The organism is Oryzicola mucosus (assembly GCF_014534685.1).
Classification (GTDB): domain Bacteria; phylum Pseudomonadota; class Alphaproteobacteria; order Rhizobiales; family Rhizobiaceae; genus Oryzicola; species Oryzicola mucosus.
The window spans coordinates 482877-506100 of sequence record NZ_JACVVX010000003.1 but is presented as its reverse complement, the minus strand read 5'-3'; the positions used below and the strand labels follow the sequence as shown (position 1 = coordinate 506100).

General features: G+C 61.5%; 14 protein-coding genes. 4 read left to right on the top strand and 10 right to left on the bottom strand.

What is annotated here, in order from left to right; all coding sequences use genetic code 11:
- Positions 1 to 17: 17 nt before the first annotated feature.
- The 3 genes from ICI42_RS12580 to ftsZ all read right to left on the bottom strand — a co-directional run bounded on the left by ICI42_RS12580 (position 18) and on the right by ftsZ (position 3366).
- A complete protein-coding gene (locus tag ICI42_RS12580; protein WP_188164910.1) occupies positions 18 to 683 on the bottom strand; it encodes a methionine ABC transporter permease in 666 nt (221 codons plus the stop codon).
- Positions 673 to 1713, bottom strand: coding sequence for a methionine ABC transporter ATP-binding protein (locus ICI42_RS12575; protein WP_330999166.1), 1041 nt, complete (start codon positions 1711 to 1713; stop codon positions 673 to 675). The genes ICI42_RS12580 and ICI42_RS12575 overlap by 11 nt, the downstream gene beginning before the upstream one ends.
- Positions 1714 to 2373: 660 nt before the next feature.
- Positions 2374 to 3366, bottom strand: a complete 993-nt coding sequence (gene ftsZ / locus ICI42_RS12570; protein ID WP_188164908.1) for a cell division protein FtsZ — start codon at positions 3364 to 3366, stop codon at positions 2374 to 2376.
- Between the two features lie 283 nt (positions 3367 to 3649).
- On the opposite strand from ftsZ, the gene ICI42_RS12565 reads away from it, so the two are divergent.
- Positions 3650 to 4774 (top strand): metallophosphoesterase family protein, encoded by a 1125-nt coding sequence (locus ICI42_RS12565; protein ID WP_188164907.1) that lies wholly within the window; start codon positions 3650 to 3652, stop codon positions 4772 to 4774.
- A complete protein-coding gene (locus ICI42_RS12560; RefSeq protein WP_188164906.1) occupies positions 4771 to 7401 on the top strand; it encodes an AAA family ATPase in 2631 nt (876 codons plus the stop codon). The genes ICI42_RS12565 and ICI42_RS12560 overlap by 4 nt, the downstream gene beginning before the upstream one ends.
- A 12-nt stretch (positions 7402 to 7413) precedes the next feature.
- On the opposite strand, the gene ICI42_RS12555 is transcribed toward ICI42_RS12560, so the two are convergent.
- From ICI42_RS12555 to ICI42_RS12535, 5 genes are read right to left on the bottom strand one after another with little or no spacing between them, the layout of a single operon-like run.
- Complete coding sequence (locus tag ICI42_RS12555) at positions 7414 to 8811, bottom strand: HlyD family type I secretion periplasmic adaptor subunit (RefSeq protein ID WP_188164905.1); 1398 nt, start codon at positions 8809 to 8811, stop codon at positions 7414 to 7416.
- A complete protein-coding gene (locus ICI42_RS12550; RefSeq protein WP_188164904.1) occupies positions 8808 to 10952 on the bottom strand; it encodes a peptidase domain-containing ABC transporter in 2145 nt (714 codons plus the stop codon). Before ICI42_RS12550 ends, ICI42_RS12555 begins: the two co-directional genes overlap by 4 nt.
- Positions 10953 to 10980: 28 nt before the next feature.
- A complete protein-coding gene (locus ICI42_RS12545) occupies positions 10981 to 11280 on the bottom strand; it encodes a hypothetical protein (protein WP_188164903.1) in 300 nt (99 codons plus the stop codon).
- A 32-nt stretch (positions 11281 to 11312) separates the two neighbouring features.
- Positions 11313 to 12539, bottom strand: a complete 1227-nt coding sequence (locus ICI42_RS12540; RefSeq protein WP_188164902.1) for a GTP-binding protein — start codon at positions 12537 to 12539, stop codon at positions 11313 to 11315.
- A gap of 9 nt (positions 12540 to 12548) precedes the next feature.
- Positions 12549 to 17918 (bottom strand): DUF4082 domain-containing protein, encoded by a 5370-nt coding sequence (locus ICI42_RS12535; RefSeq protein WP_188164901.1) that lies wholly within the window; start codon positions 17916 to 17918, stop codon positions 12549 to 12551.
- A gap of 332 nt (positions 17919 to 18250) precedes the next feature.
- On the opposite strand from ICI42_RS12535, the gene ICI42_RS12530 reads away from it, so the two are divergent.
- Positions 18251 to 21184, top strand: a complete 2934-nt coding sequence (locus tag ICI42_RS12530) for a hybrid sensor histidine kinase/response regulator (RefSeq protein ID WP_188164900.1) — start codon at positions 18251 to 18253, stop codon at positions 21182 to 21184.
- A gap of 43 nt (positions 21185 to 21227) precedes the next feature.
- On the opposite strand, the gene ICI42_RS12525 is transcribed toward ICI42_RS12530, so the two are convergent.
- Together ICI42_RS12525 and ICI42_RS12520 are read right to left on the bottom strand one after the other, a co-directional pair.
- Positions 21228 to 21464, bottom strand: a complete 237-nt coding sequence (locus tag ICI42_RS12525) for a hypothetical protein (protein WP_188164899.1) — start codon at positions 21462 to 21464, stop codon at positions 21228 to 21230.
- 81 nt (positions 21465 to 21545) lie between these two features.
- Positions 21546 to 22268: a fumarylacetoacetate hydrolase family protein gene (locus ICI42_RS12520; protein WP_407945153.1), complete on the bottom strand. Its 723-nt coding sequence runs from the start codon at positions 22266 to 22268 to the stop codon at positions 21546 to 21548.
- 199 nt (positions 22269 to 22467) lie between these two features.
- Between ICI42_RS12520 and ICI42_RS12515 the strand changes: the two genes are divergently transcribed.
- Positions 22468 to 23196 carry a FadR/GntR family transcriptional regulator gene (locus ICI42_RS12515; protein WP_230980301.1) on the top strand — a complete coding sequence of 243 codons (729 nt, stop codon included), beginning with the start codon at positions 22468 to 22470 and terminating at the stop codon, positions 23194 to 23196.
- The last annotated feature ends 28 nt before the right edge of the window (positions 23197 to 23224 follow it).

Genomic DNA, 23224 nt, shown 5'->3' with positions numbered 1-23224 from the left:
TTAGGGGAAAGCGTGTCTCAACGCGGTCGGGCGCGCTTGTCGAAATGGCGGGCGAGGCGGTCGCCGATGCTCTGCACTGCCTGCACAAGAACGATCAGCACCACGACGACGGCTGCCATGACGTCGGGCATGAAACGCTGATAGCCGTAGCGGATGCCGAGATCGCCCAAACCACCGCCGCCAACGGCACCGACCATCGCCGAATAGCCGATGAGGCTGACGACGGTCAGCGTCAGAGCCAGCGTGATGCCGGGTTTCGCTTCGGCCAGAAGCACCTTCCAGACGATCTGAAGCCGGGTTGCGCCCATGGCGCGCGCAGCTTCCAGAAGGCCCGGATCGACCTCGCGGATGGCTGATTCCACCAGCCGCGCGACGAATGGGATGGTGGCGATGGTCAGCGGCACGATGGCAGCGTTTGTGCCGATGGATGTGCCGGCGACGAGCCGCGTGAAGGGGATGATCGCCACAACCAGAATGATGAATGGCACCGAGCGCGTTGCATTGACGACTGCGCCGAGGATACGGTTGGCGCCCGGGGCGGCATAAAGTTCGCCACGACCGCTGGTGGCCAGGAACACGCCTAGCGGCAGGCCGAGCAAGGTGCCGATGACCGATGCGATGGCGACCATCTGCAAAGTCTGTCCGGTCGCCTTGACGATGAGCCAGAGGATATCAGTCGACATAGCCGAGCACCTCATGGTTGACGCCAAGCGGAGACAGTTCCGCCTGCAGCTTTTCGGTTTGCGCAGTGCTCGCGGGAATTTTGACGATGAAACTCGCCAGAGGCCGACCGCCGATCTCGTCGACAAAGCCGGAAAGCAGCGCGTGGCCGGCTCCGAGGCGGCTGAACAGCGAAGCGGAAAGACCGCTCTCGGCGGATTGTGCGGCTGCCGACAGGCGCAGTACGGCGTGACTGGATGCCGAGGGCGCTGGTTTCAGTTGTTGGGCGATCTCGGGTGGCAGGCGATAGCCCGGCAGTCCCGACAGCAGCGCCTTGGTGGTGGCATGCTGCGGCGCGCTGAACACGTCATAGGTAGCACCGCTTTCGACGATGGTACCGGCATCGATGACCGCGACCCGGTCGGCGACCCGCTTGACCACTTCCATCTCGTGCGTGATCAGCAGGATGGTCAGGCCGAGTTCGCGGTTGATCCTGCGCAGCAGATCAAGCACGGCCTGGGTGGTTTCGGGGTCGAGCGCCGAGGTTGCCTCGTCGGACAAGAGCAGCTTGGGATTGGTCGCCAGCGCGCGTGCGATACCGACGCGTTGCTTCTGTCCGCCCGAAATCTCGGACGGATAGCGGTCCCGCTTGTCGGCAAGGCCGACCAGGTCTAGCAGCGGCGCGACCCGCGCTACGATCTCATGCCTGGGCAGCCCGGTGATTTCCAGGGGCAGGGCGACATTGTCGAATACCGTGCGCGAGGCCAGCAGGTTGAAATGCTGGAAGATCATGCCGATGGACCGCCTGAGGGTGCGCAACTGCGTTTCGTCCAAGGTGGCAACATCGGTTCCATCGACCAGAACACGGCCGCGGCTCGGCTTCTCCAGGCCGTTCACCATGCGGATGAGGGTCGATTTTCCTGCGCCGGAGCGGCCGATTATGGCGGTGGTCGAGCCCTTTTCTATATCGAGGTTGACATTGGACAGAGCTGCGAAACCCGTTTCGCTGCTCCCTCCGTCGAACGTCTTCGATACGAGGTCGAACGAGACGATCTTTTCGGCCGAAAGGGCCTTGCTGCTATCCGGGAGCCGGCTGCTGTCAATTCGTGGAGCACCTGTTCGGCCCGGTTCAATTTTAAAGGCGGCGCTCATTCCGGTACGCTCCGGAAAGGCTCATAACTTGGCACGTTCATAATTCCCTTGGATGTTTCCGGTGTTGGGGACCCTCCAACACGAAACTATTTCGCTGTCAGTGGCTGGTTTCTCAAAATGCTTCGTCCAGCACCATTCAGCCGACGCTACGAGCCTATTTCGAGACAAGGCAGCATACATTCAAGGTCGGCGCTTGCCGAAAACAAGACGCCACGCCAAGACCTCGCAAAGCTTATCGCCTCAAGGTCGCCTGCCATCTGCCGACTGCACAAGTTGTCCCCGCTTCTCTCTCATCTGCACATTATCGTGGGACGGACAGGGCAATGTGAGCGAAAGGGTTCTATTTCAAAGAGTCTATAGAAAATATTTTCCTACGGGAGCGCGTTTGGACGCTGTGCGAGCAAGGGCGAAAAATTCCTGCGGATTTTTAGCAAAATAATTCCGGCCAGGTTGAGGCTGGAGCTTGCCGCCTTCCACAGGCCATACGATGATGCTGGCTTCTGCCCACACGCAAAAGCCTCGCCCAAGGCGGCAGTCAAAATCCGGTTCGCAGAGCAGAGCCTATCCGGCTTTTCGTCCAAGCTGGATCACATCGGCGCTTCGTCCAAGGCCCGTGGCGACGACGGAGACGCGAAATTTGCCTTGCAGGGCCTGATCGAAAATGGCGCCGACGATGATGTCGGCATCGGTGTCGACTTCCTCGCGGATTCGGGTGGCCGCTTCATCGACCTCGAACAGCGTCATATCCATGCCGCCGGAAATCGAGACGAGCACGCCCTTGGCGCCAGCCATCGACGTTTCATCCAGCAGCGGATTTGCGATTGCAGCTTCCGCTGCCATTTTCGCACGGCCTTCTCCCGAAGCCTCGCCGGTCCCCATCATCGCGCGACCCATGTCGCGCATGACGGATTTCACGTCGGCGAAGTCAAGATTGATCAGGCCCTCTTTGACGATCAGGTCGGTGATGCAGCCGACGCCGGAATAGAGCACACGATCGGCCATGGCAAAGGCATCGGCAAAGGTGGTCTTGGCGTCGGATATCCTGAACAGGTTCTGGTTCGGGATAACGATGACCGTATCGGCGCATTCGCGCAGGCGCTCAATGCCTTCCTCGGCAGCGCGCGTACGCCGCGTCCCCTCGAAAACGAACGGCTTGGTAACGACAGCGACCGTCAAAATGCCGGCGTCGCGGGCGGCCTTCGCGATGACGGGCGCTGCGCCCGTTCCGGTGCCGCCGCCCATCCCCGCCGTCACGAAGCACATATGCGTGCCCGCGAGATGGTCCATGATCTCGTCAATGGATTCTTCCGCCGCAGCGCGCCCGATATCGGGCATCGAACCTGCGCCCAGACCTTCGGTGACATGGGCCCCGAGTTGGATCAGCCGGGTGGCTTTGGACATGGTGAGCGCCTGGGCGTCGGTGTTGGCAACGATGAATTCAGCGCCTTCCAGCTTCTCGGCGATCATGTTGTTGACGGCGTTTCCGCCACCGCCACCGACGCCGATAACGGTCATCTTCGGCTTCATCTCGAGAATTTGCGGCTTGGTGTTCATGTTTATCAACCTATCAGGCGCCTGAAGCGCCACCCTGTCGCTGAGCGGGGCGTACGAATCAGGGCAACCCCCCATCCCGACAAGGAATCAGACTGAGGCCGTCGCCGCAAGGGCAAGCCTCCAAAGCATGTGGATGACTATTGGCCGATCAGGGCAGGCATATGGGCAAACGGCAGGGTTCTCCGGGGGTTTTCAACACCCTTCCAAGTGGGTTTGGACCTGTGCCGCGCGGTTGGCCGCTGGGGCGGTTGCATCCCGCTCCGGCTTGAGGCTTAAAGCGGGCATGTTTCGTTTTTTGCATAGCGGCGACCTCCATCTCGGCAAGCGGTTCGGCAACATGCCGGAGGATCTGCGCGGAAGATTGCGCGAAGCGCGGCATGGCATCATCGCGCGGCTGGCCGACCATGCCCGTGCGCAGGGCGCCACCACCGTTCTTCTGGCCGGCGACACGTTCGACACCGAGACTCCAACGCCCGAAACCCGCCGGCAGGCCATTGCGGAAATGGGGCATCACGCCCCGATCCGCTGGGTCGTGCTGCCCGGCAATCACGACTCCTTGCAGGCCGCGCAGCTATGGTCGGCTTTGCGCGGCAATGCGCCGGACAACATCGTCTTTGCCGCTGAAACGGAAGTCGTGATCTTGTCTCCCGGCGTCGCCCTTTTGCCGGCGCCTTGCACCGCGCGCAGGCCCGGGCGGGATCTGACCCACTGGATGGATGGGGCTGCGACGCCGGAAGGGACCATCCGTATCGGTCTCGCGCATGGCGCGATCCAGCAATTTTCCGAAGACGCGGCGGCATCCGACGTCATCGCGCCCGACCGCGCGCGCCGAGCCGGGCTAGACTATCTGGCGCTGGGCGACTGGCATGGTGCAATTGCCGTCAATTCGCACACCCATTATGCCGGCACGCCTGAGCCGGACCGCTTCAAGCATGATAGACCGGGGCAGGCGCTTCTCGTCTCGATTGCAGGGCCAGGTTCGGCGCCAGAAGTATTGCCGCTCGAGACGGGCAGTTTTACCTGGCGGACACTGCCTTTACATCTCCTGTCCCAGGACGATTGCGTAGCAGCGCTTAGTGGGTTGCTTCCTGCCGGCCCGCTGCGGCGGCAGTCCCTGATCAGGATCGAAGCTTCCGGGCGGACCCGGCTTGCCGGCCGCACCGCGCTCGCATCGGCTGTCGAACACGCCGCGCCCGAATTCGCCCTGCTCGAACTGGATGAGAGCGCGTTGTCGACGGATTGCGAAAGCGAGGATCTCGACCTCATCGACAGGGCAGGAGCCCTGCGCCAGGCCGCCGAAGCGCTGCTTGCGGAAAGCACGGATGAAGCCCGCTCGGAGGCTGACCGTGATGTGGCGCGCGCGGCGCTCGTAAGGCTGTTCTCCTATTCCGAGAAGGTCGCGTCATGAAGATCACCGCGCTGCGGCTTCACAATGTCAAGCGCTTCGCTGGACGCGGCGTCGCGATCGAAAATATCGGCGACGGCGTCAATGTTCTTTGCGCGGTCAACGAGTTCGGCAAATCGACCAGTTTCGAAGCCTTGCATGCGCTGTTTTTCCAGGCGCATACCGGCACGCCGGAGGCGGTGCGGCAGTTGCGCCCCTATAGCGGCGGGAATCCGCTTGTCGAAGCCGATATCACCACCTCGGAAGGCCGCTATCGGTTGACCAAGCAGTTTTATGGCGGAAAACGCGCTGCTGTCACCGATCTTTCCAGTCAGCGGCTGGTGGCACAGGCCGACGAGGCCGAAGCTTTCATCGCCAACCTGATCCGGGGCGGGACGGCAGGGCCGGGCGGTCTTCTCTGGGTGCGTCAGGGCGTGACAGGCATCGAAAAGCGCAGCAAGTCCGAGGAAGAGGGCGAAAAGCGCGTTCGCGAAAGCCTTTTGTCGTCCGTGCAAGGCGAGGTCGAGGCGTTGACCGGAGGTCGCCGCATGGCGGAGATCGCAGACGCCTGCAGCGAGGAACTTTTCCGCTACGTAACGCCTACCCTGAAGCCAAAGGCCGGTAGCCTCTATGATCAGGCGCTCGAGGAGCAGAGGCGTCTTGCCGAAAAGGAACGGCAGCTCGGCGTTGAGGTTGACGCCCTGAGGGATGCCCTGGAAAAACGCGGCGCAGCACTCAAGCGTCTTGCCGAATTGGAGGACCCCGACGAAGCAGCCGAAAGATTACTGGCCGTCGAAAAAGCGCAAGCCTCTTTCGATGCGGCAAAGGCTCGGGCCGGACTGCTCAAAACCGCCGAGGCGGAAGCAGCATTGGCCCGCAACCGGCGCGATGCCGCTCAGAGCAGTCTAGTCGAGTTCCAGACAGCGCATGCGCAGGCCGTAAAACTGCGCGCCGATGCGGATGCCGCCGGGCAAAAGCGACAGCACGCGCTGGAGCAACGCGATGCAGCCGCAGCCAGCATCGATGCCGCCATGGCAGCGGTGAAGGCCGCAGAGGCCGAAGAGCGTGAAGCCCGCGAGCTTCTGTCGAGGCTGGATGCCGCTCTGGCGGCGCGCAAGGCGGCGGAAGAACTCGGCGAGATGCGCGGTGTTCTCGAACAGGTCGAAACATTGCGGGCCGGCATCGAGGCGCAGGAAGCCGCGCTCGCCCTTCTTACTTTGCCGACCGATGCGGTCGAGCGCCTGCAGAAGCTGGAAATCGAGCTGGTTCGGCTGCGGGCGGCAAAGGACGCGACCCTGCCGACGGTCCGCCTTGCCTATGCTCAAGGGGCGGAGGGCTCGGTCGCCATGGACGGTGTCGTGCTGCAACACGATGCCGAGCAGGTGTTTGCCGAAACAGCACAACTGACGATTGCCGGCGTCGGAACGCTGACGCTCAGGTCCAACCGTCCTGCAACGACCGACGACGCGCTTCATAAGGCGGAAGAGACGCACCGCAAGCTGTTGACGTCCCTCGGCGTGGAAAGCCTGGACGCGGCGCGGCAGAGACAAGCCGCTACACGCGACAAGTCAACCGAACTCGCGCTGTCGCGCCAGCAGCTTACGCATCTCGCGCCTCAAGGCCTTGCCTCTTTGCGTGAGAACATTGCCCGGCTTGAGGCTTTGTGTGGAACAGCCCTCGAATTCAAGGCGGACGCGGATCAGGTGCGCCAGCAGGCAGCCAGCGCCAATCAAAAGGTGAAAGACACGTTCAACGCGGCACGTGAGGCCCAGCCTGCTCGCGACCGGGCAGCGGATGCGGTGGTCGCTGCCGAGACCACCTATGCCACACTTGCGGCGGAACTGGCCCGGCTCGATGCTCTGTTGGGCCCGGCAGAGCACCGAACCGCCAGGGAAGAAAAGCTCGCGGCTGATCATGCTGCCGCGCAAGCGCGGTTTCTGGAGGCCGAGTCTGGCGTGGCTGCGTTGCGTTCCGGAGCCCAGGATTTGGGCGCCGCCGAAGCCATATTGCGCCGAACACGGTCTGTGCAGGAGGCTGCCCAGCAGGAAATCGCGAAGCTGCGTGAAACGCTGGCAGAGCTCAACAGCCACATACGCACGCGCTCGGACGACGCTGTTGAGGAGGTCTGGCGCGAAACCAGTGAGGCGCGCGCGGCAGCAGACCAGCGGGTCAGGCACTACAGGACCGAGGTCGAAGTTCTCGACCGGCTGCGCAAGGCGCTGCAGTCGGCGCGATCCGCCGCCAAGGATCTCTATCTCAAGCCAGTCATCAGCGAATTGCGTCCTTTGCTCGGCCTGCTGTTCGACGACATTTCCATCGTCTTCGACGAGGAGACTCTTCTGCCGCAGACCATACGCCGCAACGGCCAGGACGAGGATGTCGACAGGCTGAGCGGCGGTATGCGCGAACAGCTTTCAGTGCTGACGCGCCTTGCTTTTGCGCGCCTGCTCGCACAGAACGGCCGGCCTGCGCCCGTCATCCTGGACGATGCCTTGGTGTATTCCGACGATGACCGCATCGAGCGTATGTTCAACGTTCTGCACCACCAGTCGCGCGATCAGCAAATTCTCGTTTTTTCCTGCCGCCAAAGGGCTTTCGCCAAGCTCGGGGGCAACATCCTGCAGATGACGGACTGGCATCCGCAGACGTGACCAGCGCTGGTATCACGGCTCGCGGATGGCGTTGTCGAGTCCTCGCACGATTGGGTAGAGGAAATAGGACATCACCGTTCGGCGGCCGACCTTGAGTTCGGCCGATACGGACATACCGGGCAGAAGCCGCACTGGCTCGCCGGCAAGCTGCATCTGATTTTCGGCAAGGACGATGCGCGCCTTGAAGTAGGGAGCCATGGATTGTGTCGTCGCGGCTTCCTCCTGGCTGGGTGTGAAGGCATCGCGGCTGATCGTGCGGATCGTGCCGGCGGTGGTGCCGAACTTCTGGAATGGATAAGCGTCGAACTTGACCCGCGCCTCTTTGTCGACCGCGACACGGCCGATGTCGCGCGCGTTGATCGACACTTCAGCCTCGAGCGGCACGTTCAACGGCACGAGCGTGACGATCGGCTCCGCCTCACGTACGACCGACCCAATCGAACGCTGAGCGAGATCGAGAACTACCGCATTGGCCGGCGCAGTCAGCACGATCATGTTGCGGCGCAATTCCATCTTTTTCACTTCTTCGCCCACCGTGTCGCGCTGGCTGCGCAACTCGACGAGCTTTTCCATCGTGACGCGGCGGAAATCCTCGATGAAAGCCTGCCGGTCGGCCTTGAGCTTGGCCAGCGTGTGGCCGGCTTCGGCGGCGTTGCCATGCAGTTGCGACAAGCTGGCATCGACGTCCAATCGGGCATCGCGCGAGCTCAACAGGTTGAGCAACGAGCCGGTCTCGTTCTTGTAGAGCGTTTCGCGGGCATTCTCGATCAGCGAAAGGTTTTCGCGACGGCTGAGCAGAATTGCTTCCTGTTCGCTGCCAGAGGTGATCGCGGCCGCCTGCCCGGCGATCTGTTGCTCGAAATTCTGCAACTGCGCCATGTAGAAGGCCCGGCGTTGCCCGAAAAGTTGCACCTGCAGCCACTCGTCGTCCGAGGTGCCGGCAAGCTTGGAATAATCGGCGCCCGATAGTTCCGCCTCCATCCGTTTCACCTGGGCGTCGAGGGCGATGAACTTTGCCTGCTGCTGGTCGACATCGGATTGACTGAAGGTGGCATCCAATGTCGCCAGCGTCTGCCCGGCGCGAACCACGTCGCCCGCCGAGACGTCGATCGAGCGGATGATGGAGGTTTCGAGCGGCTGCACGATGATGGTTGGCTGGGTGGTGATCAGTTTGCCGGGCGCAATGACGACCTCGTCCACCGACGACAGCGAAGCCCACAGGATGGCCGCGCCGATCAGCGCGGTTATGCCATAGAGCGTCAGACGCGCTATTCTGGGCGGTGTGCGTTCCTCGAGTTCCACGGCGTCGGACTGGAACTCTGCGATGATGGAGCGTTCCGGAACCGATGTGTTTGCCGGAAGGCCCGGCCTAGCCGATTTGACGGGAAGCTTGCTGACACTGGCGCTCATGCGACCTGCCTCGTCTGCTGCGACCACAGATGGCGGTAGGTCATGCAGCGGGAAACCAGCGCATCGTGACGGCCGATATCGGCGATCTTGCCCCGTTCGACAACGAGGATGGCATCAGCATCGACCAGCGTGGACAGCCGGTGCGACACGATGATGACCGTGCGCCCCTGCGCGATCTGGCGCAGGTTCTGGCGGATGATGGCCTCGCTGTCGGGATCGAGCGCGCTTGTCGCCTCATCGAGGATGAGCAGGCGCGGGTTGGTGATCAGGGCGCGGGCAATAGCGAGCCGCTGCTTCTGGCCGCCGGAGAGGTTGGAGGCGTTTTCCTCGAGCATGGTTTCCAGGCCGCGCGGCAGGCGCTCGATGAACTCTTCCGCACCCGCGATGCGGGCGGCCGCGGCGATTTCCTCGATGCTCGCGTCGGGTTTGGCGGCGGCGATATTGTCACGCACCGAGCCGCGAAAAAGGAAACTGTCCTGCAGCACCACGCCGATGCTTTTCCTGAGATGAACGAGGTCGAGTTCACGGCTGTCGAAACCGTCGATCCGAACCAAACCCTGCTGGATCGTATAAAGCCCCTGGATCAGTCGGGTAACGGTGGTCTTGCCCGATCCGCTCTTGCCAACGATACCGAAGACGGTCCCGGCCGGCACGGTGAAGGAGACGTCGTCGAGCGCCGGCGCGCCGTCCGGCCCATAGCGGAACGAGACATTGGAAAATTCGACCCGACCGCTGAGTTCGGGCTGCAGACCTCGGCCGCGGCCGAACTGCTCGGGACGTTGATTCATGATTTCGCCCAGCATGCGGACCGACAGCGCGACTTCCTGATATTCGTGAACCATGGTGACGATTTGCACCAACGGCCCGGAGACCCGACCGGCAAGCATGTTGAACGCCACCAGCGCGCCGATCGTCATCGTGCCGTCGAAAACATCCAGCGCGCCGAGCCCGATGATGGCGACGCTCATCAGCTTTTCCAGAAGGCCGGTGATCGCCTGCGCGATGGTCGAAATTTTTTCGACGCGATAACGGACGGAGATCGATTGGGCTGAACTGTCATCCCAGACCTTGCGCTGGCGCGGCTCCAGCGCCAGCGACTTCACCGTGCGCATGCCGTGGACCGTCTCGACCAGCAACGACTGGCGTTCGCCCTCGGCCTTGTAGAGCGCCTGAAGCCGGCGCTGGAAGGGGCCGACGAGCACCATGACCACCAGCCCCACGAGGGCGGTGAAACCGAGCACGACGAGGGTCAGCTTGACGCTATAGAGGAAGAGGATTGGCAGGAAGACCAGCAGCGACAGCGAGTCCAGGAAGGTGAGGAACAGGCGCCCGGTGAGGAATTCACGGATGCGCGAGACCTGCTGCATATGCTTGACCAGCACGCCAGCCGAGGTCTGTTCGAACAAAGCGATGGGCAGGTTGAGCAGATGGCCGAATGTGCGGGTCGCAACCCTGATATCCACCTTGTTGGTGGCGTAGAGCAAAAGATAGCGCCGCAGGAATGTGAAGGCCGCGTCGAACAGAAGGGCTACGCCGATCCCGATGGTGAGCACGGTGAGCGTGGCATAGCTCTGGTGCACCAACACCTTGTCGATGACGATCTGGAAGAAGATCGGTGTCGCCAATCCAAGCCCGTAAAGCACGAGGGCGGCGAGTGCGACATCGCGAAACAGGCTGCGCTGGCGGATGATTTCGGGAATGAACCATCGGAAGCCGAAGGGCTGGTCGTCGTCGGCGAGACGAAAGGCGCGCTTCAGCAAAATGACCTGGCCGTGCCAGCATTTCGAAAACTGCTGCTCGTTCAGCAGCAGCATTTCCGGACGCTGCGCCAGAGGATCCAGAACGCGGATCGTGCCGCCGTCTTCTCCCTCCAGTGCGCCCGCGATCACCACCCAGTTGCCATTCCCCAACTGGGCAAGGGCGGGATAGGCCTCTCCGAGCTTGAAGAGCCCCGGCCAAGAGAGCTTCAGGTGACGCGCACTCATGCCCGCGTCCTTGGCCATGCGCAGCAACTGCCGTGTCGCGACCGGTTGGTCGCTTACCGCATAATCGTGAACGAGCCGCTCCGGCGAGAGGTCGATGCCGTGATGGCGCGCGACCAGGGCCAGGCACTGAAGACCGGTGTGCTGAAATGTGCCCATGGCCGCCCCCGCGAACAGAGTGCTTTGGTCAGTTGAAGTTCGGCGAGGCGTTTTGTCCCTGTTGTACAGCTTCAACCGCCGGGCGCCTGGCCGGTTCGGCGGTGCGGCGGACGGCACCGGCTTCGACCAGTCCGTCGAGCGCCTTTTGCATCAGGTCCATCGAGTTGGCGAAGGCGTCTACGGGCATGATGACGCGCTGACGGAAGGTCGGCTTCGGGTTGTTCTTGTCGTCGCGTTCGGTTTCGGAGAGGCTCATGAAGTCGATGCGAACGATCGAGCCTGTGATGGTGATTTCGCCGATGCCGTCAGCGTAGAGTTCGTTGGCCATTGTCGTCTCCATGGGTCAGGGTTGCAGTGCGGTCATGCGGCATGCGCGTGATGCCAAGGTGGAAAAGGGTCGCGGAGCGTATGTGCGAGCTCGGGGTCAAAGGCGGTTTCCGGCCCGACAAGGCAGTCATCCAGTGCCACCCGTATCGACGCTTCGGAAAATCCCACGCCTATGAAGACGAGCTCCTGGCGACGATCGCCCCATACGGGGTCCCAATGACGGTCGAGAAGCGTGCGGAACTGCGGATAACGCGGCCACTGCGCCTGCGGCACGCTCGCCCACCAGAAGCCCTTGGTTTCGGTGCGGCGCTGGGAGCCTGCGATCGACAACAGCCCGATCTGGTCGGGGCGCGTGGCCAACCAGAAATGCCCCTTGGCGCGGATCAGGCCGGGCCAATCCTGCGCCAGAAAATCCTTCAGCAAGGTGGGGTCGAACGGCCGCCGCGCCCGGTAAACGAAGCTCGAAACGCCATACTCCTCGGTTTCGGGAACATGCGAAGCCCAGCCGAACAGCTCCTTGTGCCACAAGGGGTGGCGCTTTGCCTTGGCTTCCTCGAACAGGCCGGTGCCCAAAATTTCCGGGAGCGGCAGGTTGCCGAAATCGGTTTCGATGACGCGCGCATCCGCATTCAGCGCCGCGACGACGCGCCGGACGGACGCACGCGCGGAAGGGCTGATATCCGAAACCTTGTTGATGACGATCACATCGGCGAATTCGATCTGTTCGACAAGCAGATCGGCCAGCGTTCTTGTGTCGTCGCCGTCGCGCAATTGGCCGCGATCGGACAGCAGATCGTCGCTGGAATAGTCCGCCAGCAGGTTTGCCGCGTCGACCACCGTCACCATGGTATCCAGGCGCGCAACATCGCACAGGGCCGCACCGCGCTCGTCGCGGAACGAAAAAGTCGCTGCAATCGGCAAAGGTTCGGCAATGCCTGTGCCTTCGATGAGAAGGTAGTCGAACCGTCCGTCGGACGCGAGGCGTCGAACCTCGCTTAGAAGATCCTCGCGCAGCGTGCAGCAGATGCATCCATTGCTGAGTTCGACCAGCGTTTCATCGGTCCGCGACAGCTTGGCATCGCCATCGCGGATGAGGTCTGCATCGATGTTGACCTCGCTCATATCGTTGACAATGACCGCGACGCGACGCCCCTCTCGATTGCACAATGCATGGTTCAGAAGCGTCGTCTTGCCGGCGCCGAGAAAGCCGGTGAGCACCGTCACCGGCAGTCGTTGGTCTGATCCAGTCTGTAATGGCATCCCCATCCTCTAAGCCGCGAGCTGCGGTCTGAACGCGACGTCCACATAGTAGTTGGTGCTGTTGTAGGAACTCGTCGGGAAAATCCCGCTCGTCCCGTAGGCATAGACCCCGTTGCCGCCGCTGAGCGCGGAGGACAGAGCGCGCAGATTGTCGTTGGAGACATCCGAGGTGAAGAAGTTCCCCGTCGCCGAGTAGGAGCCGTTGGTTGAGTAGGAAACGACGTAGGTCGTATCCGCCTGGATAGCGACGGGCTGCGAGAAACTGACTGTCTGCCACCCGCTGGCGGTCTCGCCCGTGAACGTCGCGCTGGCCATCAAGGTGCCGGTCGAGGTCCAGAGATAGCCAGTGTGCGGTCCGGTGTTGTCGGCGCCCTTATAGAAGCGGATGCCGGTGATCCAGCCTGCGACATCGGCCTGGAACTTCATGCCGAGATTGACCGGATTGGAGTCGTTGACGGAAACAATCGCCGGCGTGCTGTCTTCCGAAAACAGGTTCTGCTCGTCGCCGAATGGAACCACGTCCAGCGACACATTGGCGGAGGAGGTTCCGCCTCGGCCATCGGAGATCGAGTAGGAGAAACTGGCATTGCCTTGGTAGCCGGTCGTCGGCGTAAACGTCACCGTGTTCGACTGCGCATCGAAGACGACCGTGCCGTTCACCGCGTTGCCGACGCCGGTGATGACCAGGGCGTCGCCGTCTGGGTCAGTGTCATTGGCCAATAAGGCCGATGCCTGGATGGAAAACGCCGTGTTGGACGTGGTGGAATACTCGCCATCGCTGCTCGCGACAGGCGCGGTGTTCTGCGCCGCCGGTTCGTAGACGACGTCGACCCAGTAATTCGTCGAATTGTAGCTCGCGTTGGGAAAGCGAGTTCCGGTCCCATAAGCGTAGAGGCCGTTGCCTCCGCTGGAACTGCTGGATGGAGCGGAGAGCGGCCCATTACTGCGGGTGCTGGTGAAATAGTTCTGCGTCGCGGCATAGTAGCCGTTGGAGTGATAGCTTGCGACATAGGTGGTGCCGGCCGAAATCGCGATCGGGTCGGAGAAGGTCACGGTTTGCCAGCCGCTTGCGCTCTCGCTGGTAAAGGTGGCCGTCGCCAATAGTGTACCCGTGCTTGTCCAGAGCGAGCCGGTATGGGTGCCGGTATCCTGCGCGCTCTTGTAGTATCGGATGCCTGTGATCGTGCCTGAGGCCGATGCCGTGAACTTCATGCCGAGCTCGACCGAATTCCGGTCGTTGACCGCGGCAATCGCAGGCGTGTCGGACGGTGAAAACAGGCTGAGCGATGTCGCGGGCGCCCTGACCGTAAGATCGACGGTTGCAGACGCAGTTCCAGTCCCGCCATCGGATATGGTGTAGGTGAAGCTGGCCGGCCCGTTATAGCCGGCGGTCGGCGTGAAGACGACGGTGTTGTTTTGACTGTCGAGGCTGACCGTGCCGTTTGCCGCTCCACCTACGGAGATGATGGTAAGAGCATCGCCATCGGGATCGCTGTCGTTTGCAAGCAGCGTCGTAAAGTTGATGATGCGCGGTGTGTCCTGGATGACGAAAATGCCGTTGTCGTTGTTTGCGATCGGCGCTGTGTTGACCGTCGACTGGTTGAAGACGACATCGACCCAATAGTTGCTCGCCTGGTATGAGGCGTTGGGGAAGCGGGTTCCTGTACCGTAGGCGAACAATCCATTGCCGCCGCTCGACGATGACGATGGCGCCGTGAGCGGTCCGTTGCTGTGGGAGGTGGCGAAATAGTTTGCGTCGGAAACGTATCTGCCTGACGTATGATAAGAGGCGATATAGGTCGTTCCGGCGGTGATCTGGACGGGACTTGCGAATGTCGCGGTCTGCCAGCCGCTCAGCGATTCATTCGAGAACGTCACGGTTCCCAGCAGCGTACCGTTTGCGGTCCAGACCGAGCCGGTATGGGGGCCGGTGTCGCCAACCGCCTTATAGAACCGGATGCCGGTGACTGTCCCGCTGGCCGAAGACACGAACTTCATGCCGAGCTCGACGGATGCGGTTTCTGTATTTCCGGTGTTGCTCGGGCCGTCGCCCGGCTGGAACAGCGTCACGCCGGCGGGGCCATCATCGACCGTCAGGCTGACGGTACCTTCGTCGGTTCCGCCGCGACCGTCCGACAGCGTATAGCTGAAGCTGGCCGGCCCGCTATATCCGGTGTCGGGCGTGAAGATCACATTGCCGGTCTGGCTGTTGAGCGAAACCGTCCCGTTCGACGCATTGCCGACGGCAATGATCGTCAAAGCGTCGCCATTGGGATCGGTGTCGTTGGCTACAAGGCTGGCGATGGAGAGCGCCAAGGTGGTGTTCTTGGTCACGACGAAGCCGCTGTCGTCGGTTGCAACGGGAACCTCGTTCGCTCCGGCGTTGAAGACGACATCAACCCAATAGTTGTTGCCGTTGTAGGTGTTGCCGGGAAATGCTCCAGGTTCCGCACTGTAGGCAAAGACCCCGCCGCCCGGCATCACCTTCAGCGGGCCATTGGAATAGGTCGAGGTGAAATAGCCGTCGTTGATCGAGTAATAGCCGTTGGTATGATAGGATGCGACGTAGGTGGTTCCTGCTGTGATCTGGATCGGGGTCGAAAAGGTTACAGTCTGCCAACCCGACAGCGACTCTCCGGTCGAGGTGCCGGTGGCGAGCAAGGTGCCGTCTTCTTTCCACAAATTGACGACATGTTCGCCGACATTGTAAAAGCCCTTGTAGAAGCGGATGCCTTCGACCGCTCCGCCGGTGGTGGCCTGGAACTTGACGCCGAGTTCGATGCCGTTGCGGTCGAGCTCGGTTTCGGTGGTCGGCGTGGTGCCCATGGTCCACAGGCTGGAGGTGGTCGGCAAGGTCACCGACACCTGCTCTCCGGCCCCGGGCGTCTCGAGATTGAGGCTGTCATCGACAGCCCGCGACATAATCGTGTAGGTCCCGCTGGCCTGTACGACCCAGCTGTAGCTCCAGTTTTCACGACCTGACGCCTTGAACCAGCGCTGTCCGCCGTCCAGCGATATCTCAACACCGGCAATGACACCGCCACCCGCATCCAGGGCCGTTCCCGTGATGGTCACGCGCTGACCTTCGACGAAGCTAGCGCCAAGCGTCGGGGACGTGATGGTGGAGGTCGGCTTGATCGTATCGATTGATTGGGTCGACAACACGAGGCTCGCATCCAGTGTCGTCGGCTGGATGCCCATATCGGCGAACATATTGACCATCGACTGCTGGACATTGCGGTCGGTTGGGGTCGCAGGACCTTCGTGGTTGGAGTTCAGACCCCACGACCAGAAAACGGTGCCGGAACTGAACACCAGCGCGCCGCTTTCGGCCCGATACATGGTCAGGCTGTGGGTGGCGTCGGCGCTGCCGACGCTGGTGCCGTAATCTCTGAGATAGCTGTTCACAGAAACGGTCGACAGCGACATGTTGATCAGGCCGGCGGGCCGGAAACCGTTTTCGACGTCGGAGTTCCACTCATAGCCGAGAATGTTCTGCACCAGGTCGAGGGATTCCCCCTCTTCGAGATCGGCCACGTCGGTGTTGCGCCAGAAGCGCAGGTTGGAAAAGTCGTAGCCGACCGAGATGGTGTCGAGCCGGTAGCCGTCGACGGAGAACATGGTGCCGATCAGCGAGTTTTCAGGTTCCTGGCCGGGATCTGCATAGCGCGGGTCGCGCCAGGTGCCGGTGCCGGTGTCGCTTGGATCGACGCTTGTGCCCCAAGTTTCCTTGTAGCAGACCATCGTGCGGTAAGGCGTACCGCTGCCGTCGATGCTGGTTTCCCAACGCACCTTCCAATAGCAGTCATTGCCGCCCCAGAAGGCAAGGTTGACGCCGGCATCGCGCGCGGCCTCGACATTGGCACGCTGTTCGGCTGACCAATATTCGTCATGGCCGACGGAAAGGAAGGCCTGGTGGTTGAGCAGGTTGCCGCCCGACCGGGCGCTGTCGACGCCGGAAATATAGGATACGTCATAGCCGTTTTGTTCGAGCCATTGAATCGCGGAATGTTCGACGCCAAAGATGAAGTCGTGGGTGCCGCCTACCGGGCTGGTGTTGGTGATGATCGGGCGGTTGTAGCTGACGGCGGAGGCGCGGCCGATGGCGGTCAAGCCGCAACTGCAGTTGGGCGGCATGTAGCCGATCATGTCAGCCGGATCGACGGGCACCTGGCCGTAATACAAGCTGGCGCCGCCCCAGGCGTTGTAAGCCTGCCATGTCGTATCCGCGGTTTGGAACACGACATCGCTTGTCGAGGCGTCGTCGCGCACCACGAAGGGGATGATGCTTTCGCCTTCCGTGCCGTCCTCACGCACGAGCTTGGCGATATAGACGCCCGAGACGGCGTCCTCCGGGATCTGCCAACTCGCGGAGACATCCCAGTTGCCGCAATCGATGAGACCGGTCGACATGTCGACGATCGGATGCGGTTGGACCTGAGCCGAGGTCATCGATTTGTCGATCGAGTCGACCTTGCGCGCGCCGGCGCCGCCATAATAGCCGAGCCGATAGATATCGATGCGATAGTTGGTGGAATCGGTGGCAATCTTGAAATCCACCGTCTGCCCGACATTGGTACTGATTTCGGTGGCGAAGCCCTGGATGTTGCCGTCGCCATCACCTTCCACGCCCCATTCGCTGATGGGGTTGCCTTGCTTGGCGTTTTCGATGGCGATCTTGTTGGGCGTCCCCGTTACGTTGGTCACGGCAGGCGCCGCATCGATAATCGGTTCGCCCGGTTCCCAGCCGGGCGGCGGTATGTTGGTTATCGGTCCGCCTGGCATCTCACTGCCAATCGAATTGATTCCAACCGTAGCGTCGATGATCTCTTCGGCGATTGCGACGTTCGCGGCGAGCAGAGGCGCGATCGGTGGGGTTGCTATGGTCGCAGTCTTCAGAGAGATGCCGGTTGTGCTTGCGCCGCTGTCACTTGCGGCGGATGGCGTGATGCGTTGCCCGGCGAGACCCGGCAGCGAGGACGTCGCGCCCACGGTCCAGGCCGGCAGGCTTGACGCCGCTTGAGGTGCAGCCGGCTCTCCAGCCTGCGGGGCGTAGGCTATCGCCTGCGCCTGAGTGCCCATACCGCTCAGCAAGGAGCTTGTGCTGACAAGGCCCAACGCAAAGGCGGCTTTGCCGGCGAATTGACCGAGGACATCCGAGGGACTGTCCAGCCGGGAGCCGAGAACGCCGCTCCCGCTTTGCTGCGGGTTCTCGCCCGGGGCCACTGCAAGCTGCTTCGACCGCTTGATGCCGGCAGGGATACGCTTGGTCTCAATGATTTCGTGAAAGCGGTGGATGCCGTCCGCGGCCGTGAACATCTCGGCCGACACGCCGGTTGCATTCAAATAATCGTCGTTACGGATATTGATTCTGATCATTTTGCGGCGCCTCGTTTGCCGCTCGATCGAAAACTGACCAAGCTTATCTGAGGCTCGACTTTGCCAGCTTTCCCGCCGCTGCGGACGATGGCAAAGGGTGGTGCAGCGCTGGTTCAAAGTGCGTATGCCGGGAAGCGGTAGTATCCTCCAATCTGACTAGAAGAGTACATTCCAGATCGGCTGTTGTTGAGTTGTTCGCAGCGGCTTCACATGTTGCAAAAGCCGATCCGACACCTGAATTCCACTTTGCACCGCATGTATGTGCCTCGGTCCTTGCGCACTCCTTAGGTTGTCGACTATGGAATCTAACAAAATTCTTTCCTGGTGAAGTCATGATCCATAAGACTGCCTCCGCTCAGTGGCCTATTGGCGGAGGCGAAACGGGCGAGTTGGTGCGCCGGTTCGATTGGTCGACGACGCCGCTCGGCCCCATCAGCCAGTGGCCGCAGAATCTTCGGATCAAGGTCAACTCCATCGTCAACTCTCCCATCCCGCAGGTGCTGATGTGGGGAGACAGCCATGTCATGATCTACAATGACGGCTACATGGAAATTGCGGGCAGCTATCACCCCACCGCACTTGGCGGCACGGTGCCGGGGATCTGGCCCGAAATCTGGGACTGGAACAAAAAAGTTCTGGAGGCGGGGTTCCGAGGCGAAGTCCAGGCTTTCCGCGACCAGACTTTGACATTGAACCGGAACGGCGTTCCCGAAGAGGTCGTCTTCGATCTGTTCTACACCCCTATCTACAATGACGATGGCGGGGTCGATGGGGTTCTTTGCACCGTTCTGGAAAACACTGAAAAGGTCCGTGCAGTCCAGGCGCTTGCGGCCAGCCGCGAGGAATTGAGCCGACTGACCAATGCGCTTCCCATCCTGGTTGGCTTTGTCGATCTCGACCATGTCTATAGGTTCGCGAACCAGGGCTATCTCGAATGGTTCGGCCTGAGGGCCGAGGATATTCTGGGACGACATGTCAAAGACGTCATGGGCGAGGCCTACTACAAAAGGCGACAGCCTTTCATGGCCAAGGCCGCGGCGGGCGAGAATGTTGTCGCCGACCTGGTGATACAGAGACCCGACGGCGAGCCGCGCGCCGCTGAGGTGCGTTACATTCCTCGTCAGACCGCGAGCGGCGAGATCGACGGCATTTATGTGCTGATCATCGACATCGAGGACCGCAAGCGTTCCGAGATCAATCTGCGCAGGAGCAATGGACGGTTCAGAGCCGCGGTCAATGCGGTGCATGGCGTCATCTGGACCAACAGCGCCGACGGGCGCATGCTGGGCGAACAGCCGGCATGGGCGGCGCTGACGGGTCAGTCGCCTGCCGAATATCAGGACTATGGCTGGGCTGACGCCGTGCATCCCGATGACCGTGAGCATTCGGTCGAAAGCTGGGACGCCGCGGTTGCCGCCAAAAGCACATACACCAATGAGCACCGCGTGCGGCGGCATGACGGCGTGTATCGAAATTTCATCATTCGGGCCGTGCCTATTCTCGATGCATCCGGCGAGATCGAAGAATGGGTCGGCGTGCATACCGACATCACCGAGCAGCGCGAGGCTGAACTCACCCTCAAACAGCATGCCACCGATCTGGAACGGCAGGTTCGTCACCGACTGCGGGCCGAAGAGCAACTGCGGCAGTTGAACGAAAGCCTGGAAGTTCGCGTCGAAGCTGAAATCGCCGAACGACGTCTGGCCGAGCGCGCTTTGTTGCAAGCGCAGAAGATGGAATCGATCGGCCAACTGACGGGCGGCGTCGCGCACGACTTCAACAATCTGCTTCAGGTCGTGGCAGGCAATCTCCAATTGCTGGCGAAGGACATCGCCGGCATCGAGCGCGCCGAGCGCCGGGTTTCCAACGCACTTGCCGGCGTCAACCGGGGCGCCAAGCTTGCGAGCCAGTTGCTCGCCTTCGGCCGACGCCAGGCGCTCGAGCCGCGCGTCATCAATATCGGTCGCTTCATCGCCAGCATGGACGATCTCCTGCGCCGTTCGCTGGGAGAGGCGGTCGAGGTCGAGATCATCGCCGGCGGGGGGCTTTGGAATACCTATGCCGATCCTACGCAGGTAGAGAATGCGCTGCTCAATCTCGCCATCAATGCCCGCGACGCCATGGAAGGCTCGGGGAAGTTGACGATCGAGGTTGGCAACGCGTTCCTCGATCAGGAGTATGCGCGCACCCATGCCGAGGTGTCGCCGGGGCAGTATGTCATGCTCGGCGTTACCGACACCGGTTCGGGCATGGCGCCTGATATCCTGGACAAGGTGTTCGAACCGTTCTTTTCGACCAAACCCGAGGGCAAGGGCACGGGGCTTGGGCTGTCTATGGTCTACGGTTTCGTCAAGCAGTCCGGCGGCCATGTGAAAATCTATAGCGAAGTCGGGCAGGGCACGACTGTGAAGGTCTACCTGCCGCGTTCCGTGGCCGACGAAGATCGCGAAGTCGTCGTGCAGGCAGGGCCTGTCGAGGGCGGCACCGAGACGGTTCTGGTGGTCGAGGACGACGAGGACGTGCGCAACACCGTGGTGGAGACTCTCTCCGATCTCGGCTATCGCGTGCTGACCGCCCGCGATGCGCAATCCGGCCTGACGGTGGTGGAAAGCGGCGTCCCCATCGACGTCATCTTCACCGACGTGGTCATGCCTGGCACGCTGAAGAGTGCGGAGATGGCACGGCGCGCCAAGGAGCGCCTGCCTCATCTGGCTGTTCTGTTTACCTCGGGCTACACCGAAAACTCAATCGTGCATGGCGGCAAGCTGGACGCCGGCGTCGAGCTTCTGTCGAAGCCCTATACGCGCGAGGCGCTGGCGCGCCGGCTGCGCCATGTAATCGCCAACCAGAAGCAACTCGCCCAGGCGAGAGCGCCGAGGACTGTGGGGGAGCAGAGCGCTCCAGTCGCCACCGCCTTGCGTGTGCTGGTGGTGGAAGACGATTTTCTCATCCGCGCCAACACCTCGGAAATGTTAAGCGACATCGGGTATTCCGTCGAAGAAGCTTCAGCCGGCATGGAAGCATTGGCGTTGCTTAAGGCCCAGGACATCGACGTGCTGGTCACCGATCTGGGCCTGCCCGATATGAACGGTGGCGAACTTGCCGCCAAGGCAAGGGACATCAGACCACATGTTGGCATCGTCTTTGCTACCGGACAGGATCGAGCACCGGAATCGGCACCGCGTGACGCGGTGCTCCTGACCAAGCCCTATGGCGAGGACGACCTCAAAAAAGCGATAGAGCAGGCGCGAGCTTCGTTAGTCTAGACCAGCGGCAAGCCAAGTGCTGCCATCTTCTTTCAGGCAGCATTTATTTCGAGCACTTCGTCACCGGCTCAGCCCTCACTCCGTTTGAAAGTGCGTCAGTCCTGCTTGACTTGCGGAGTGCCGCGTTTTTCGTCGGAGAGCTGCCGGCGCCAGCCATCGGGATCTCGAAGATCGGCTGGTTGTCGCCCGGCAGCTGCAGTTCCGCGGAACCGCCGTGGTGCTCCGTCCAGGTCAGCAGCTTGAAGCCCATCTTCTGATAGAACTCGACATATTGCTTCACGTCGCGGACGATGATTCGATATGGTCGATACCAACGATCATTTCAGTTCACCTCTTCTATGTTATCTCTATGCGGCCCGGCTCAGGACACGCGGACCTTGAGTTCGCCGACACCTTCCACGAAGGCGTGCATCAGGTTGCCAGGCTGGATTCCGCCGACGCCCCCGGGGGTGCCCGAAAAGATCAGGTCGCCCGGCGCGAGCACGAACAGGCCGGACAGGTAGGCGATGATTTCGGGCGTCTTCCAGATCATCTGGTTGAGGTCGCCAGTCTGACGGCGCGTGCCATCGACGTCGACCCATATCTCTCCAGCCGAAGGGTGCCCGATTTTGGAGGCCGGAACGATGGCGCTGCAGGGCGCGGAATGTTCGAAGGCCTTGCCGATTTCCCAGGGCCGGCGCAGGTCCTTGGCTTCACCCTGCAGGTCGCGGCGGGTCATATCGAGACCAACCGCGTATCCGAACACGTGGTCGAGAGCGTTTTCCTGCGAGATGTCCTTGCCGCCAGTGCCGATTGCAATGACCATCTCGACTTCGAAATGGACATCGTTCGATTTGGGAGGGTAGGGAAAATCATTCCCCGCCAGTAGAATGTTGTCGGCGTTTTTCTGGAAGAAAAAGGGCGGCTCCTTCGACGGATCGTGGCCCATCTCGACGGCATGGGCGGCAAAGTTGCGGCCTACGCAATAGATGCGTCGCACGGGGAAAAGCTTGTCGCTGCCCTCGACCGGAACGGTCGTCAGCGCCGGGACGCTGAAGACGTACTGGCTGTCGGCATGCCCATCACGAGCCACTTGTGCATTCACCTTCGATCTCCGTCGCTGTGGATTTTGAACCAATCTTGACCAATTTATCAATAGTCGCAAGCGGTTTTATCGATTGGCACGATTTATTTGTTCCGCGCGGTTTGACGAGATATTTGAGGCCTGCGAAATTGTGCTAATGAAAAATTGGATCGAAAGACTTGTCGGACCAGCGCCGGCATATCACTAGACGAGGTTGGCCTTGAACGCGCCTGACAAAATTGTGACGAGTGAGTGGGATTTGTCCGTCAGAGACGAAGGTCGTGCCGCTTTTACGCAATTACAGGCCTTTTTAGCTCAGTTGGAGCCGAACGATCATGGTCGTCTGCCGGCGGAGCGCGAGCTCTGCGAAATCCTTGGCGTCTCCAGAGGCGCGCTGCGCAAGGCACTGGCGATTGCTGAATCAGAGGGACGGATCTGGCGTCACGTTGGCAAGGGGACTTTCCTTGGTTCCAAACCGGTCCACGACCTATCGGAGGTTTCCGCCGTCGCCAATTATGCAAGTCCGGCAGAAGTTCTTCGGGCCCGGGCGATGTTAGAGCCTTCGCTTTGTCGTGAGGCTGCAATCAATGCGTCGGCAGCCGACCTCGTCGAATTGCGGCTCAGCGCCAAGCGCGGCCGCGAGGCGGATACGTGGCGGCGCTATGAGAACTGGGACAATCGCTTTCACCGCGCCATCGCCAATGCGACGCAGAACAAGGTCCTGATCATGATCTTCGACAGCCTGAACAATGTCAGGCGCACCGTGGCGTGGGGACGGCGGCGCGACGGCGGGGCGGCTCCGGCTCCCAACCATCACAGCTTCATCGAGCATGACGAGATCATCCGCGCCATCGCCGACCGGGATGGCGATGCGGCGGAGGCGGCTATGCGCAAGCACATCGACTCGGTGACCCGAAAGATGATGGAAGGCAACCGCGAAGCGAACTGACCTGCGCGTTGGCAGATGCCGCAGCGCA

What these genes read in the sequence shown, in the direction of transcription:
- ICI42_RS12580 (WP_188164910.1), bottom strand. Translation starts at nt 683, where the DNA reads ATGTCGACTGATATCCTCTGGCTCATCGTCAAGGCGACCGGACAGACT.
- ftsZ (WP_188164908.1), bottom strand. Translation starts at nt 3,366, where the DNA reads ATGAACACCAAGCCGCAAATTCTCGAGATGAAGCCGAAGATGACCGTT.
- ICI42_RS12565 (WP_188164907.1), top strand. Translation starts at nt 3,650, where the DNA reads ATGTTTCGTTTTTTGCATAGCGGCGACCTCCATCTCGGCAAGCGGTTC.
- ICI42_RS12560 (WP_188164906.1), top strand. Translation starts at nt 4,771, where the DNA reads ATGAAGATCACCGCGCTGCGGCTTCACAATGTCAAGCGCTTCGCTGGA.
- ICI42_RS12555 (WP_188164905.1), bottom strand. Translation starts at nt 8,811, where the DNA reads ATGAGCGCCAGTGTCAGCAAGCTTCCCGTCAAATCGGCTAGGCCGGGC.
- ICI42_RS12550 (WP_188164904.1), bottom strand. Translation starts at nt 10,952, where the DNA reads ATGGGCACATTTCAGCACACCGGTCTTCAGTGCCTGGCCCTGGTCGCG.
- ICI42_RS12545 (WP_188164903.1), bottom strand. Translation starts at nt 11,280, where the DNA reads ATGGCCAACGAACTCTACGCTGACGGCATCGGCGAAATCACCATCACA.
- ICI42_RS12540 (WP_188164902.1), bottom strand. Translation starts at nt 12,539, where the DNA reads ATGCCATTACAGACTGGATCAGACCAACGACTGCCGGTGACGGTGCTC.
- ICI42_RS12535 (WP_188164901.1), bottom strand. Translation starts at nt 17,918, where the DNA reads ATGATCAGAATCAATATCCGTAACGACGATTATTTGAATGCAACCGGC.
- ICI42_RS12530 (WP_188164900.1), top strand. Translation starts at nt 18,251, where the DNA reads ATGATCCATAAGACTGCCTCCGCTCAGTGGCCTATTGGCGGAGGCGAA.